The organism is Bacillus sp. MD-5 (assembly GCF_002201875.1).
Lineage (GTDB): Bacteria > Bacillota > Bacilli > Bacillales > Bacillaceae > Bacillus > Bacillus stercoris.
Window position 1 is genome coordinate 3,807,451 of the sequence record NZ_CP021911.1, and the last position, 15,523, is coordinate 3,822,973.

Consider the following 15,523-nt stretch of genomic DNA (forward strand, 5'->3'; position numbering starts at 1 on the left):
TGTTTATAAACCTTTTATTTTTTATATTTAAACAGCCTCCCTTAAAAATTCTATACTTATCCTGTCAACCTTCATCTCAACATTTTTCCCAATTAAATGAGGATATTCAGAAGAATACTGATCTTCATCAGTAAGAACGATTCCTGCATAAATTGAATCTTCTTGCAAAATTCCCCTAATATAATATTGATATCCTAATCCAATCCGTTCTAATTCTTTTGTTTTTTCTTTATTTTCACGAATAACTAACTCATCCAAAATTGTAAAACCAACTAACACAGGATATTTTTTCCCCACTTCAATTTCATAAGGATAGACAGAAGAAAAACCTGTGAATTCAATACCATCAATTTCGAGTATCACTTCCTCTTCTATATGTGGATCAAGTCCTTTAACAAGTGCTTTATATATCATAGGAGAACCTCTTTGATTTTTATTATATTGAATGCAGATTAAAACCTTGAAAGACGTTTTGCCAATCAAGGTTTTATTATATGCAAGACTCAAAAGCTGTTTTTTCTGGAAATACACCTCCTTCTCTTACTAAACAAACAGCTAATCTTTGTGCAGCTCGATCAAAATAAAATGTTGACGGGAGATCTTTATCAGGAATTTCTCTGAAAACTTCCTAGTTATTTTATAATCTCATTTTGCCCATAGTATTTTCATGAGGCCCGAATTTGTAAACCACAGTTTCATTATCTTCATATTCTTTTAGTTTTTAAAATGTATACCGCCACTGTTTATTCCTCAATTAGTAAAATTCAATTCACTCCACTTTTCTTTTATCCATCCCATTCTTTCATCAGCTTCTTCTGTTGCTAAAACATCTCTTTTGTTTTTGTACTTAATACTTTCTTTTGCCTAGATTAAAATAATCTTGATATATTCCACCAATACAATGAGTATTTTCCAATCTTACTTAATTGAGATTATTTTTCTCTCAGTTTCTAGAAATTCTTTCAGGAGTTCTTTTACTGTATATTTCGAATCGGAAGGATAATAAAATGCATCCGATACCTTTCTAAAAAAATTGTGCATATGTTCAGTTGTATTAAAAATAGAAAAAATAATTTTAATGTCGCTAAACATAATATCATCAGAAGAATTAATATATATCCTTCAAAACGATGTATAACCACTTATGATACTCTCTATTCAAGACTTCAGAACGGCTATTAGAGACTATGTGTTCTAATAATGCATCTGCTCTTTCTTCAGTTTGTTCCCACGGCAATTCAAAGATATTCTCATCTTTAATATTAGGATTATTCTCTAGATAATTAACCGCATAATTTGTTACATCTTGTGAAGAAATTAACTTAAACTGCCTACTAATAAACAATGTAACAGTTACATTCAAATTCGTTTTTCTTGATTATCTCAACTGTATGCACCGTCTATCTCTTTCTTGTGGTTTATTTTACCTGATGCCTTTAAAATTAGGAGCTGATTCTGCAATAGGAAAAGCTTATTCCACTCCACATCACTGTGTGAGAATAAGCTTTAAAAAGTTATCATTGACTTTTAAGCATTGTTGCATAAACAATTCTATAACAAATTATAAAGAATGAACCTTCTCAAGGAAGTCTTCAAGTATTTTCTTTACTGGGGCACTTGCTTTTGGCAACTTATCATTTATTCGCTGAAGTATGGATGGATCGTTCAATATCATTTGTTTACTCTCGGGAGTGACAAAGCTTCTTAGAGAATCTATGCATACCTCAAATAGCTCATCATCATCAATACTAAGTAGTGATAGTAATATTGAAAATTCATGTGAACTTCCGTTATTATTCATACAGTAAGCCAGTTTTTTTTGCCATTCCAAAGGTTTAGTAAGTGCTTCGTTTTTTAATTTCCCCCAATCATCTGCTCTAAAATCTGACAATATATCACTTGCAATTATACAACCATCATCGTACCATGAGTCCTCAGTTGTTTCAGCAGATAAAAGATTATCCAATTCTCTATACATTTTTTATCACCTTTCAATTTACATCTTAAAAACCTGATGGACGAGGCGCATTTACCTTTCCTGTTGGGTAACCACTAGTTACATCGTCACCATTTTTGATAACATCTATTTCCACTCCATTTTTTGATGCTCTATGCCAAGTTGATCTATCCCTCAACCTTGTAGATATAGGTGGTGTATTTCCAACCTCTATAATACTCTTAAGAATCTGATCATCATTCCACGATTCCGGAAATAATGTACTCTTTTTAATTTTAGAAATATTACCATCTACAAATTGCTTAGTAAACATAACATTTTTCGTCCCATCTGCATTAGCAGATAGTACTTCCACTGCGAAATTATCATTAGCATTGTTTATACTTGAGGAATGTCCACCTATTAAAATATTTTTTGGAACTTTACGTTGTCCTTCCAATATTTTCGCTTCCATATCTGAGCTAATAACCGTCTTTGAAGATACCAATTTCCTACCTTCACTCGCACCCTTTGAAGCAACCTTATTAACTTCACCCTTACTTTCCTTCTCCGCTACATGTTTAGCAACATCTGTGACAACACGCTTCCCGCCTCGAACCGCCAATTTTTTAACAGCGCCCTGAGGGCTTACCCACTCAATAAATTCATACTGCGTTCCAGCGAGAAATGAATCAAGTGACTCGGCTCCGCCTACGTTATCCTCTGGAATGTAAGACACTTCTTCTAGCCGCTTTTTCCCTCCGGCGTAGAATTCTCTCACAATTTGGCCGTTTGCATATACAAAATATTTGCCGCCGACGTAGTCGATGCTTGCAGTATCGCGAGTTAGTTCGTCAATCACTTCTATCGTATCTATCTTTTTTAATCCTTTATGATTATATAGTTTATCATTTATCACCCGTATGTCTCCATAGACTTTCGGATGGGCCTCTGCTTCTTTTTGCAGAACTGTTACGTTACTGTCATCACCATAAATCTCACGCTCAATCTTCTGTTGTTTGCCATCCTTCATCACGGTATCAACGTTGGACTGCTTATGTTTCTCCAGCTTCTTCAACATCATCTCCATCGGTGAATCATCCGCCTGCTTCATTTGAGAGTTAATAGCGCCGAAGGTTTGGTTGATGTTTTCTTCTTCCTGTGATTTCAGGATGGAGCCGCTTTTGTAGCCTGTGATTTCAATTTTCGGGCCAGTGTACATGGCTTCGAGCTGATCAATGTATTTTTTCATCGTTTGAAAATCTGATTTTGCAGTTTCTAGTGCTTGGGTTTGCTGGCCGTCAAATTGAAAGAGCTTATGCAGGGTGTCTGAAATCAGCCGCTCAGCCTGTTCTGTTTCCATACGGAAAAAGGTATCATTGACTGTCGGCAAGCTGACGATGTGGCCGATGGCTGATGTCTGGCGATTGACTGCGTCTGTGAGCTGCTCTGTCACTTCTCGTGCATGCTTAACCCCATGTCTCGCATCGTGTGAGAGAAAAGCCTCTGCAATCATGCCGTGGGAGTCAGATTCTACAGAAGAAATCGCATGCTGGGTTTGTTTCAGCACTTTTTTGTATTCGTCGATAAACATGCCAAAGAAAAGGAGAAAAGGCTTGTGGCACTCCTCGTAAAAGGTCCGGATGGCGTCTCCACCTTTTCCTTTTAGCGCATCCTTCATGCCTGCCAGATGCTCAACGCTTTTTTCCAGCTTCTCCAGCTGCTGTTTTTGCTTGTCCAGTTTCTCAATCGTATGCTGAATGCCCTCGTGAAGAGCGTGGACATCTAATGTTTTCAATCCCTTGTCCTCCCGCGCTTTATTTCATGGAAGATGATATGTTTTCATCCGTTTCCTTCATAGCGTTTACTGCACTTTCCGTTTGTGCAATATGCTTGGCCAGAACGGACGCATATGCTTCAGTGAGCTCTTTGATGTCCTCATTTAATTGCTCGATGGACTTCACAACATTCAAATGGTTTCTGCCTGAGAGATGACCGGGCAAGGAGGATTTGAGTTCAGCTGAATTCTTAAGCTGAGAAAGCCCTTGCTTCACTGTGCCATAGACCATTTTAATTTCCTGTGCCATTTGTGCTCACCTCACTTTTTATGTTTTTCCTTCTCTATTTCATGCTCTATCCTCGTGATTTGGTGTCTGATGGAATACACATCGCTCTCTAATGAGTGGATTTTTCCTTCTATGCTTTCGATGATTCCGCTGACTTGATCGCTTTTGATTTGCTGATATGCTTTGTTCATTCCTTCACGAATATCTTCAAACCGCTCCGCATGTGTTCCTCTCCATGCCTCCCGGTGAAGATGAGGCCGGTGAATGAGATGCTGGGCCTCAGAGAAATCGTGTTTGATTTGCCTAATTTCGTGCAGCACTCGTTTTAATTGATGGATCTGTTCCTGCTTTTCATGTAAGTCGGCTTTTACCGAATGTAACAACATTTCACTATGCATGCCGCAACACCTCGTGTTTCTATCAAACTGTGTCAATTCTTTACAATACAGACTATTTTCATATTACATGATGGGTCATATTGGATAAATAGGTAAAAAGGTTTGTCTTAAGGGAAGTTAAAGCGGTTCTAATTTGCTAAAAATACGTTTTTTACGATTTCACAAGAGGGCGAATAATCACAATAGGGACTTTTCATTCAGGTCTTTCATCTCACTATCATTTACATTTCCCCCTCGTGCTTAACTGTTACTATTAGTCAATAATAATCATAAAAAAACGCCTTCCCTCGAAGGCGCTTCTTCATCTTATTTAGATCCCCAAACAGCCTCACCGCTGCCATTCAACACACTAAACGTCATCACCTTCTTCTCTCTCACCGAATCCCACTGGCGTACAAATACCCCGTTATACTTCTTGCCCGCTAATGTGATCTCAGCTGTGTTTTTTCCGGTTTTCTTCCATGTTCCGGTCATTTCCCCGGAAATGGTGTGGTTTTTGTTGAGCTGGATGTTGATGGTTTTTTTGATGTCGGCTGAGATGTCTTTTCCGTGCTGGATGAGTTTGTACGTTCCTGTGATGTCTTTTTGTTTTACTTCTTTCAATGTTTCGCCTGCGTAACGATATGGCGCTGCTACCGGCCAGCCGTCTTTGTTCATGAACAATTGGTGGACTCTGACTTCGTGTTCTTCACCTCTGCCCGGGAAGCGGGTGTGGAAGATTAAATAGGAACGCCCGGTTTTCTCGTCATAGTATGCGGAGTTGTGGCCTGGTGAAACGTACCCGGTGCCTTTTTCATTTTCTGTTTCAAAAGTGTAGCTGCCCATGAGTTTGACGCCATATGGTTCGATGGAGCGGTCGTCGAAGAATGTGCCTTCTTTGCCGCGGACGTCGAGCATTGGATTGCCTTCTGCATCATAGTAAGGACCGTCCGGTTTCTTGGAGCGGGCCACACGGATGTTATAGCCGCCTGTTGCATCGAGACCGCCGAATGACAGGTATAAGTAGTAGTATTGGGTGTCTGGATTGTAGAGAACATACGGGCCTTCGATTCTGCTGTGATTGCCGCCGAGCAGTTTTTTCCCGTATCCCTGTCCAGGAAGCGGGAAGCCTGTTTTCGGGTTCATTTCAAGTATGAAAATGCCGCCTGAGTATGATCCGTACACCATCCACAGCTTGCCGTCTTTATCAAAGAAGGTATGCGGGTCGACAACATTCGGGTGTTTAGTTGCGTCATACGGTGTTCCATCGCTGCTTGTGCCTTCCATTCCTGACTTCAAAAAGATGCCTTTGTTTTTGTATGGCCCTTCGATGTTGTCAGCGACGGCAACACCCATGGCGGACCTAGGCGAGTCGCCGCGGCAGGCGTTGTAGTACATGTAGTATTTGCCGTCCGCCAGCTGCGTGACGTCAGCCGCCCAAAGAGTGTCGGATTGGGCCCATTCGAAGGTTTCTTTTAATTCTTCATAGACATTCGGAATCAGTGGGTTGTCATTGCTTACGCTGGTGGTCAGCTGCTGCCATTGCATGAGGTCATTCGTTTTTGCTGAAGCGAGATGAGATCCAAAAACATAAAAGGTGCCGTTCGTTTCAATGATGGAAGGGTCATGGACGCTAACTTCTTTAAATACTGGTTTTTGTGCATAAACGGAGTTTGGGAGGGTGAAGGCCATGATAAGAGCCGCAAGAAAACATACACGGAACAATCGGTTGAACATCTAAACAATTCGCCTCTCTTTTTTATTAAATTTTAAACGCTTACATTTCACTATGAAAATACCCCGCCTATTAAAAACAGCCGAATGTTTTCATATTCAAACAAATAGGTGATTTCTCTTACATAGTCAGACTGATGTCTGTCAGTCTTGCGCAGAACTGCTGCTTGCATATCCTCTCCTTCATAGTTCAACTCTTTTGCTGTTTCTCCTTCTTTCATCACTCTGTTTTCATTCGCATACATGTAATAACTGCTTTGTCAGGTTTTGCATCGACTGTGATACAGCCATTTCGTTGTCGGCGTTTTTTAAGATGATGGCTGATTGCCCGTCAACACCTGAGGCAGTTGGCTGGCTCTTTAGAAAATGCCTTGCGAAAAATACGACGTAGTAAATGCATATTGAGAGTAAAACAGCGGCGCTTGCCTCCTGTCTGGATATCTTGTCTGCGTCTCGCTATCACAATAGCAATCTAACTTGTTAAAGACTGTAAAAAATCTTTTGACTTCTGCTGCTGAACCAATTAATATAATACTCAGTTAATAGTTATCAGAATTTTTAGGAATTGAGTGATTCATATGACACTGCACAAAGAGCGTCGGATCGGACGGCTGTCTGTTCTCCTGCTGCTGAATGAGGCTGAAGAGAGTACGCAGGTTGAGGAGCTGGGGCGAGACGGATGGAAGGTCTGTCTTGGCAAGGTAGGATCAATGGACGCGCATAAAGTAGTAGCCGCAATTGAAACCGCTTCCAAAAAGAGCGGTGTCATTCAATCTGAGGGTTATCGGGAGTCACATGCGCTTTATCATGCGACGATGGAGGCTTTGCATGGCGTGACCAGAGGTGAAATGCTGCTTGGATCACTGCTTCGGACGGTGGGCTTGAGGTTTGCTGTTTTGAGGGGAAATCCTTATGAAAGTGAAGCGGAAGGCGATTGGATTGCTGTCTCGCTTTACGGAACAATCGGGGCGCCGATTAAAGGTCTTGAGCACGAGACATTCGGTGTTGGAATTAATCACATATGAAACAGCCCATAGATCATAGACGATAGGGGGCTATGCGTGAAAACAGATGTTCACAGCATAGCTCCTTTTTGTATGGGCGCTTTACCAAAGTAAAGAAAAAGGAGTTGGGCTTATGGTGACTTTAGACGGTTCTTCATTGACAACAGCCGACGTCGCTCGTGTGCTGTTTGATTTTGAGAAGGCAGTGGCTTCCGAAGAAAGTATGGAGCGCGTGAAAAAAAGCAGAGCGGCGGTGGAACGGATTGTACGTGACGAAAAGACAATCTACGGCATCAACACCGGATTTGGCAAATTCAGCGATGTCCTGATTCAAAAAGAAGACTCGGCGGCGCTGCAGCTGAATTTAATCCTCTCTCATGCCTGCGGTGTCGGCGATCCTTTTCCTGAGTGTGTGTCCAGGGCAATGCTGCTTTTGCGCGCCAATGCGCTGTTAAAAGGCTTTTCCGGTGTACGCGCTGAGCTGATCGAACAGTTGCTTGCTTTTTTAAATAAACGCGTCCATCCTGTCATTCCCCAGCAAGGATCACTTGGCGCAAGCGGAGATTTGGCGCCGCTTTCCCACCTGGCGCTTGCGCTGATCGGGCAAGGAGAAGTCTTTTTTGAGGGGGAAAGAATGCCGGCAATGACAGGCTTGAAAAAAGCCGGTATTCAGCCGGTAACGCTGACATCCAAGGAAGGGCTTGCCTTGATTAACGGGACTCAGGCCATGACTGCAATGGGAGTGGTCGCCTACATTGAAGCTGAGAAACTAGCCTATCAAACAGAGCGAATTGCCAGCTTAACGATTGAAGGCTTGCGGGGAATTATCGATGCATTTGACGAGGATATTCACTTAGCCCGCGGCTATCAGGAGCAGATCGATGTCGCAGAACGAATTCGCTTCTATCTATCTGACAGCGGCCTGATAACCTCCCAGGGAGAACTGCGGGTGCAGGATGCCTATTCATTGCGCTGTATCCCGCAGGTACACGGTGCAACTTGGCAGACGCTAGGCTATGTTAAAGAAAAATTAGAGATTGAAATGAACGCCGCTACAGACAATCCGCTTATTTTCAATGATGGTGACAAAGTGATTTCCGGCGGAAACTTTCACGGACAGCCGATCGCCTTTGCCATGGATTTTCTGAAAATCGCAATTTCAGAGCTTGCGAATATCGCAGAGCGCCGGATCGAACGACTTGTGAATCCGCAGCTGAATGACCTGCCGCCGTTCCTAAGCCCTCATCCCGGTCTGCAATCCGGTGCAATGATCATGCAGTATGCCGCGGCCTCACTCGTTTCTGAAAATAAAACACTGGCCCATCCTGCAAGTGTGGATTCTATTCCGTCATCCGCAAACCAAGAAGACCATGTCAGCATGGGAACCATCGCTGCTCGGCATGCTTATCAGGTGATCGCAAATACAAGGAGAGTCATTGCGATTGAAGCGATTTGCGCATTGCAGGCAGTTGAATACAGAGGCATAGAACATGCAGCGTCCTATACGAAACAGCTTTTTCAGGAAATGAGAAAAGTCGTGCCGTCCATTCAGCAGGACCGTGTTTTTTCCTATGACATTGAACGCTTGACTGACTGGCTGAAGAAAGAATCTTTATTACCTGATCATCAGAATGAAGAACTAAGGGGGATGAACATATGACTGATGTAAAAAAATCAATCCGTGCCAACAGAGGAACAGAGCTTGAATGCTTAGGGTGGGAGCAAGAGGCGGTGCTTCGGATGCTTCGGAACAACCTTGATCCGGAAGTCGCCGAAAAGCCAGAGGATCTCATCGTATATGGCGGCATTGGCAAAGCCGCACGGGATTGGGACGCTTTTCACACCATTGAGCATTCCTTAAAAACACTAAAAAATGATGAAACCTTGCTCGTGCAGTCCGGAAAGCCTGTTGGCATGTTCCGTACACACCCGCAGGCCCCGCGCGTGCTCTTAGCAAATTCTGTTCTTGTTCCGAAGTGGGCAGACTGGGAGCATTTCCACGAGCTGGAGAAAAAAGGGTTAATGATGTACGGACAGATGACGGCTGGCAGCTGGATTTACATTGGCTCACAAGGCATATTGCAAGGAACCTATGAAACCTTTGCTGAGCTCGCACGACAGCACTTCGGAGGCAGCTTAAAAGGAACATTGACGCTGACAGCGGGTCTCGGCGGAATGGGAGGCGCCCAGCCGCTGTCTGTCACGATGAATGAAGGCGTCGTCATTGCCGTCGAGGTTGATGAGAAACGCATCGACAAGCGGATCGAAACAAAATACTGCGATCGAAAAACAGCATCGATTGAGGAAGCCTTAGCGTGGGCTGAAGAGGCAAAATTGGCAGGAAAACCTTTGTCCATTGCGCTTCTCGGAAATGCAGCTGAGGTGCATCACACACTTTTGAACCGCGGTGTCAAAATTGATATTGTGACCGATCAGACATCTGCCCATGACCCTTTAATCGGTTATGTTCCCGAGGGCTATTCACTTGATGAAGCTGACCGTTTGCGTCAAGACAATCCAGATCTTTACGTGCGCCTTGCGAAGCAAAGCATGAAAAAACATGTCGAAGCCATGCTGGCCTTTCAACAAAAGGGCTCTATTGTATTTGACTACGGCAACAATATCCGGCAAGTCGCAAAGGATGAAGGGCTGGAGAATGCCTTCGATTTTCCGGGGTTTGTCCCTGCCTACATCCGCCCCCTATTCTGTGAAGGAAAAGGACCGTTCCGCTGGGCGGCGCTTTCCGGTGATCCGGCAGATATTTACCGTACGGATGCGTTATTAAAAGAACTGTTCCCGACAAATAAAGCCCTTCACCGCTGGATTGATATGGCACAGGAAAAAGTCACCTTCCAAGGCTTGCCGTCCCGTATTTGCTGGCTTGGATATGGAGAACGAAAAAAGATGGGCCTCGCCATTAACGAGCTGGTTAGAACCGGGGAGCTAAAAGCGCCTGTCGTAATTGGGAGAGATCATTTGGACTGCGGGTCTGTCGCCTCTCCAAACCGGGAGACAGAAGCGATGAAGGACGGAAGTGACGCTGTCGGCGATTGGGCTGTGCTGAATGCGCTTGTCAACACGGCGGCGGGTGCAAGCTGGGTTTCCTTCCACCATGGCGGCGGCGTCGGAATGGGCTATTCCCTGCATGCCGGTATGGTTGCCGTTGCCGATGGAAGTGAGCTGGCTGACGAGCGGCTCGCCCGTGTCTTAACGAGCGACCCGGGAATGGGCATTATCCGCCACGCTGATGCCGGTTATGAACGTGCCGTTGAAGTAGCGAAGGAACAGGACATTATCGTGCCGATGCAAAAATAAAGGAGTGATGATATGCCAAAGCAAATTGATACGATTCTCACCAACATCGGTCAGCTTTTAACGATGGAAAGCAGCGGCCCGCGTGCAGGCAAAAGCATGCAGGATCTTCATATAATCGAAGACGCTGTTGTCGGCATCCATGAACAGAAAATTGTGTTCGCCGGACAAAAAGGGGCTGAAGCCGGTTACGAGGCAGACGAAATCATTGATTGTTCGGGACGCCTTGTAACGCCGGGACTCGTCGATCCGCACACCCATCTTGTATTTGGCGGATCTCGCGAAAAGGAGATGAACCTTAAGCTTCAGGGCATTTCATATTTGGATATCCTGGCGCAGGGCGGCGGGATTCTGTCTACAGTCAAGGACACCAGGGCAGCATCAGAAGAAGAGCTGCTGCAAAAAGCCCATTTTCATTTGCAAAGAATGCTGTCCTACGGCACGACCACGGCAGAAGTGAAAAGCGGCTACGGCTTGGAAAAAGATACAGAGCTGAAACAATTGCGTGTCGCAAAAAAACTGCATGAAAGCCAGCCAGTTGATCTTGTTTCCACATTTATGGGAGCCCATGCGATTCCTCCCGAATATCAAAACGATCCAGATCAATTTCTTGATCAAATGCTTTCCCTTTTGCCGGAAATCAAAGAACAAGAGCTCGCCAGCTTTGCTGATATTTTTACAGAAACAGGCGTTTTTACAGTCAGCCAATCCCGCCGTTATTTACAACAAGCAGCTGAGGCGGGCTTCGGATTAAAAATACACGCAGATGAAATCGATCCGCTTGGAGGAGCCGAATTAGCAGGTGAGTTAAAGGCTATATCAGCCGACCATTTGGTAGGTGCATCGGACGAAGGCATATCGAAAATGGCCGAGGCAGGAACGATTGCCGTCCTCTTGCCGGGAACAACATTTTATCTTGGCAAAAGCACATACGCCAGGGCAAGAGCTATGATCGATGAAGGGGTATGTATCAGCTTGGCAACGGATTTTAACCCTGGCAGCTCGCCGACTGAAAATATCCAGCTGATCATGTCGATTGCCGCGCTTCATTTGAAGATGACAGCAGAAGAAATATGGCATGCGGTCACAGTCAATGCCGCATATGCCATAGGAAAAGGAGAAGAAGCCGGTCAGCTCAAAGCTGGCCGCTCAGCTGATCTTGTCATTTGGCAAGCCTCGAACTATATGTATATTCCGTATCACTACGGGGTCAACCATGTACATCAAGTCATGAAAAACGGAACAATTGTTGTCAACAGGGAGGGAGCCATTCTTGGATAAGTACCCTTTTCTTAGAGAAGCCGGTTATTCGTTTAAGGACCGGGATGTCACAAAAATGAGCGACCTCATCGCAGGATGGGACGGCCAAGACATTAAGGGACCGGCGTTGATAGGTGTCCCCCTATCAAAATCATCCATCAGTCATTCCGGCGCTTCCTTTGCACCCGGAACAATACGTCAGGCTCTGAAACATTCATCAGCCTATTCTGCTGAGCTTGGAGAGCACATCATATCAGATCTTCTATATGATCTGGGGGATATCGATATTCATGTCACTGATATCGTAAAGTCACATCATCACATTTTCCAAACCATGCATGCTCTGCTTTCGGACCATCCGGATTGGGTGCCGCTCGTACTCGGGGGAGATAACTCGATCAGCTACTCCACCATAAAAGCGATAGCACAAACAAAAGGAACGACAGCAGTGATTCAATTTGATGCCCATCATGATGTCCGCAATACGGAGGACGGGGGGCCGACAAACGGCACTCCCTTCCGCCGCCTTTTGGATGAAGAGATTATTGAAGGCCAACATTTGATCCAGCTGGGTATCAGAGAATTCAGCAACAGTCAGGCCTATGAAGCTTATGCAAAAAAGCATAACGTGAACATTCACACGATGGGCATGATCCGGGAAAAAGGACTACTCCCAACGATAAAAGAGATTTTGCCTGCCGTTCAAAAAAGAACAGATTTCATTTTTATATCTGTTGACATGGATGTCTTAGACCAGTCCCATGCACCCGGCTGTCCAGCGATTGGCCCGGGCGGTCTCTATACAGATGAGTTGCTTGAAGCCGTCAAGTTCATCGCACAACAGCCCAATGTCGCCGGGATTGAAATCGTTGAAGTTGATCCTACCCTTGATTTTCGAGATATGACAAGCAGAGCTGCAGCCCATGTTCTGTTACACGCATTAAAAGGAATGAAACTCTCCCCATTCAAGTGATCTTCTGGCAGGTTGTATTTTGGGTATGAGAAACTCATCTGCCTAATGAATGGCAGCTAAAAGGAGGGCGAGACAGTGAATCTTCAGGAGAACAGCGGCCAACAGCTAAAACGCACAATGAAAAGCAGGCACTTATTTATGATCTCATTGGGAGGCGTCATAGGCACAGGACTTTTTCTCAGTACAGGCTATACGCTGCATCAAGCCGGACCCGGCGGTACGATACTCGCTTATGTAATCGGTGGGTTGATGATGTACCTCGTCATGCAATGTCTCGGCGAATTGTCGGTTGCCATGCCGGTAACCGGCTCTTTTCAAAAATATGCGACAACATTCATCGGCCCATCAACCGGTTTTATGGTCGGCATTATGTATTGGATCAATTGGGTGGTGACGGTAGGTTCTGAGTTTACCGCATCCGGTATTCTCATGCAGCGCTGGTTCCCGGACAGCAGTGTGTGGATGTGGAGTGCGATTTTTGCGGCTCTTCTTTTCGTATGCAACGCATTTTCAGTTAAGTTATTTGCGGAAACTGAATTTTGGTTTTCCAGCGTAAAGATTGTCACCATTATTTTATTTATCATTTTAGGAGGAGCCGCCATGTTTGGCCTGATCTCTTTAAACGGGATGGCGGATGCTCCTATGCTGTCAAATTTCACAGACCATGGCGGGCTGTTTCCGAATGGCTTTCTCGCCGTTTTTATCGCGATGATATCTGTGAGCTTCGCCTTTTCCGGTACAGAGTTAATCGGCGTTACAGCAGGAGAATCAGCAAATCCTCAAAAGGATATTCCGCGATCCATCCGTAATGTCGCATGGAGAACAGTCATTTTTTTCATTGGCGCTGTCTTCGTCTTATCCGGGTTGATTTCGTGGCAGGACGCAGGCGTGATTGAAAGCCCGTTTGTCGCCGTATTTGCGGAGATCGGAATCCCTTACGCCGCGGACATTATGAATTTCGTGATATTAACAGCCTTGCTGTCTGTCGCCAACTCAGGCTTATATGCTTCGACCCGTATGATGTGGTCGTTAGCAAATGAAAACATGATCAGCTCCCGTTTTAAGAAAGTCACATCGAAAGGGATTCCTTTAAATGCCTTAATGATCAGTATGGCTGTATCTTGTTTATCTCTCATTTCGAGTATCGTGGCCCCCGGAACTGTCTATGTGGTGATGGTTGCAATTGCTGGATTTGCAGGAGTCGTGGTCTGGATGAGCATTGCCTTGTCCCAGCTCTTGTTTCGAAAGAGGTTTCTGAAAAAAGGGGGAAATGTAAAAGACCTGACATTTCGCACCCCGCTTTATCCTCTTATGCCTATAGCCGCTCTCTTATTATGTTCAGCTTCTTGTATCGGTCTTGCTTTTGATCCCAATCAAAGAATCGCACTTTTCTGCGGAATTCCTTGTATCATCCTTTGTTATCTCATCTACCATTTTAAAAGAAATGTTTCAAAAACGAAAAAAATCAGCCAAGAGGAATATCCGGCTGATCACATCCTATAATCAAAAAAGCACACCCCCGCTCAGCATGGGATGTGCTTTATTTTTTATTCTGTAATCAACGTATGAATCAGCTTCGGCGCCTTCGCTTCCGCGGCGAGGCGGATGTTGCCATAGACTTTTGCGATGACTTCATCGACGTTTTCGCGGTTGGCGTAAAGCGTCACGAGCGGTTCGCCTTTTTCTACTTTGTCGCCGACCTTTTTGCGGAGCATGATGCCGACGGCTAAATCAATTTCGTCTTCTTTTGTGGCGCGTCCGGCACCCAGCAGCATTGCTGCGACGCCGATTTCGTCCGCGACGATTTCGGAGACGACACCCGCTTCTTTCGCAGGCACCTCAATTTGATATGCCGCTTGCGGAAGCTTAGACGGATCGTCAACAATTGAGCTGTCGCCGCCTTGGTTTTTCAGGAAATCCTTGAACTTCTCAAGCGCTTTGCCGTTTTTCATGACTTCTTCCAGCTTCGCTCTCGCTTCGTCCAATGTGTCGGCTTTTTTTGCAAGCACAACCATCTGGCTGCCGAGCGTTAAGACAAGCTCATGAAGATCCTCAGGCCCCTCGCCTTTGAGCGTGTCGATCGCTTCTTTGACTTCAAGCGCGTTTCCGATCGCAAAGCCAAGCGGCTGGGACATGTCTGAAATAACAGCCATTGTTTGGCGGCCGACGTTATTTCCGATGCGTACCATTGCTTTGGCAAGTTCAGCTGCGTCTTCTTCTGTTTTCATGAAGGCGCCCGCTCCCGTTTTTACGTCAAGCACGATGGCGTCCGCCCCGGCAGCGATTTTTTTACTCATAATCGAACTTGCAATGAGCGGAATGGAATTGACCGTTCCCGTTACGTCACGAAGCGCGTACAGTTTTTTATCAGCCGGCGTTAAATTGCCGCTTTGGCCGATGACCGCAACCTTGTCGCGGTTCACAAGCTTAATAAATTCATCCTTCGTCAGTTCCACGTGGAAGCCGGCGATTGCCTCTAATTTATCAATCGTCCCGCCCGTATGGCCGAGACCGCGGCCAGACATCTTGGCAACCGGCACATCAAGAGCCGCAACTAGCGGGGCGAGAACGAGCGTTGTCGTGTCGCCGACGCCGCCGGTGGAGTGTTTATCCACTTTAATTCCTTCAATGGCAGAAAGATCAATCGTTTCACCGGAGTTCACCATAGCCATCGTCAAGTCCGCGCGTTCACGGTCACTCATATCCTGGAAGAAAATCGCCATAGCAAGCGCGCTTGCCTGATAATCAGGAATGCTTCCGTCCGTATAGCCGTTCACGAAAAATTGAATTTCTTCAGTGGTGAGTTCTTTTCCGTTTTGTTTTTTGATGATGATATCTACCATTCTCATGTTTGGTCACCG

General features: G+C 45.1%; 14 protein-coding genes and 2 pseudogenes. 6 read left to right on the top strand and 10 right to left on the bottom strand.

What is annotated here, in order from left to right:
* Nucleotides 1–27 precede the first annotated feature (27 nt).
* The 9 genes and pseudogenes from CDO84_RS19280 to CDO84_RS21520 all read right to left on the bottom strand — a co-directional run.
* The gene (locus CDO84_RS19280) at nucleotides 28–414 is read right to left on the bottom strand and encodes a hypothetical protein (RefSeq protein ID WP_040082483.1); all 387 of its coding nucleotides are present in this window, start codon (nucleotides 412–414) and stop codon (nucleotides 28–30) included.
* A 76-nt stretch (nucleotides 415–490) separates the two neighbouring features.
* Nucleotides 491–740, bottom strand: a pseudogene (locus CDO84_RS21785) (hypothetical protein).
* 368 nt (nucleotides 741–1,108) lie between these two features.
* Nucleotides 1,109–1,363, bottom strand: a complete 255-nt coding sequence (locus CDO84_RS21790; protein WP_040081319.1) for a DUF2247 family protein — start codon at nucleotides 1,361–1,363, stop codon at nucleotides 1,109–1,111.
* A gap of 198 nt (nucleotides 1,364–1,561) precedes the next feature.
* Nucleotides 1,562–1,978: a hypothetical protein gene (locus tag CDO84_RS19295; RefSeq protein WP_040081318.1), complete on the bottom strand. Its 417-nt coding sequence runs from the start codon at nucleotides 1,976–1,978 to the stop codon at nucleotides 1,562–1,564.
* A 25-nt stretch (nucleotides 1,979–2,003) separates the two neighbouring features.
* Nucleotides 2,004–3,734, bottom strand: coding sequence for a T7SS effector LXG polymorphic toxin (locus CDO84_RS19300; protein WP_040081317.1), 1,731 nt, complete (start codon nucleotides 3,732–3,734; stop codon nucleotides 2,004–2,006).
* A 19-nt stretch (nucleotides 3,735–3,753) separates the two neighbouring features.
* Nucleotides 3,754–4,023, bottom strand: coding sequence for a YwqI/YxiC family protein (locus CDO84_RS19305; RefSeq protein WP_014481382.1), 270 nt, complete (start codon nucleotides 4,021–4,023; stop codon nucleotides 3,754–3,756).
* Nucleotides 4,024–4,034: 11 nt separating this feature from the next.
* Nucleotides 4,035–4,400 carry a YwqH-like family protein gene (locus CDO84_RS19310; protein WP_040081314.1) on the bottom strand — a complete coding sequence of 122 codons (366 nt, stop codon included), beginning with the start codon at nucleotides 4,398–4,400 and terminating at the stop codon, nucleotides 4,035–4,037.
* A gap of 306 nt (nucleotides 4,401–4,706) precedes the next feature.
* Nucleotides 4,707–6,116 (bottom strand): arabinan endo-1,5-alpha-L-arabinosidase AbnB, encoded by a 1,410-nt coding sequence (gene abnB / locus CDO84_RS19315; RefSeq protein ID WP_040081312.1) that lies wholly within the window; start codon nucleotides 6,114–6,116, stop codon nucleotides 4,707–4,709.
* 161 nt (nucleotides 6,117–6,277) lie between these two features.
* Nucleotides 6,278–6,404, bottom strand: a pseudogene (locus CDO84_RS21520) (hypothetical protein); the annotation flags it as partial.
* A gap of 287 nt (nucleotides 6,405–6,691) precedes the next feature.
* Here CDO84_RS21520 and hutP point away from each other — a divergent pair.
* From hutP to CDO84_RS19350, 6 genes are all read left to right on the top strand, one after another.
* A complete protein-coding gene (gene hutP, locus CDO84_RS19325) occupies nucleotides 6,692–7,138 on the top strand; it encodes a histidine utilization transcription antiterminator HutP (protein ID WP_040081310.1) in 447 nt (148 codons plus the stop codon).
* 112 nt (nucleotides 7,139–7,250) lie between these two features.
* Entirely contained in the window at nucleotides 7,251–8,777 is a 1,527-nt protein-coding gene (gene hutH / locus CDO84_RS19330; protein ID WP_040081309.1) for a histidine ammonia-lyase, read from the top strand.
* Nucleotides 8,774–10,432, top strand: coding sequence for a urocanate hydratase (gene hutU / locus CDO84_RS19335; RefSeq protein ID WP_040081308.1), 1,659 nt, complete (start codon nucleotides 8,774–8,776; stop codon nucleotides 10,430–10,432). The genes hutH and hutU overlap by 4 nt, the downstream gene beginning before the upstream one ends.
* 12 nt (nucleotides 10,433–10,444) lie before the next feature.
* Complete coding sequence (gene hutI / locus CDO84_RS19340; protein ID WP_040081306.1) at nucleotides 10,445–11,710, top strand: imidazolonepropionase; 1,266 nt, start codon at nucleotides 10,445–10,447, stop codon at nucleotides 11,708–11,710.
* On the top strand, nucleotides 11,703–12,662 hold the full coding sequence (gene hutG / locus CDO84_RS19345) for a formimidoylglutamase (RefSeq protein WP_040081304.1): 960 nt from the start codon (nucleotides 11,703–11,705) through the stop codon (nucleotides 12,660–12,662). Before hutI ends, hutG begins: the two co-directional genes overlap by 8 nt.
* A gap of 75 nt (nucleotides 12,663–12,737) precedes the next feature.
* Complete coding sequence (locus CDO84_RS19350; protein WP_040081303.1) at nucleotides 12,738–14,165, top strand: amino acid permease; 1,428 nt, start codon at nucleotides 12,738–12,740, stop codon at nucleotides 14,163–14,165.
* A 44-nt stretch (nucleotides 14,166–14,209) separates the two neighbouring features.
* Here CDO84_RS19350 and CDO84_RS19355 read toward each other — a convergent pair whose 3' ends face one another.
* On the bottom strand, nucleotides 14,210–15,511 hold the full coding sequence (locus CDO84_RS19355) for a pyrimidine-nucleoside phosphorylase (RefSeq protein ID WP_040081302.1): 1,302 nt from the start codon (nucleotides 15,509–15,511) through the stop codon (nucleotides 14,210–14,212).
* Nucleotides 15,512–15,523: the final 12 nt, after the last annotated feature.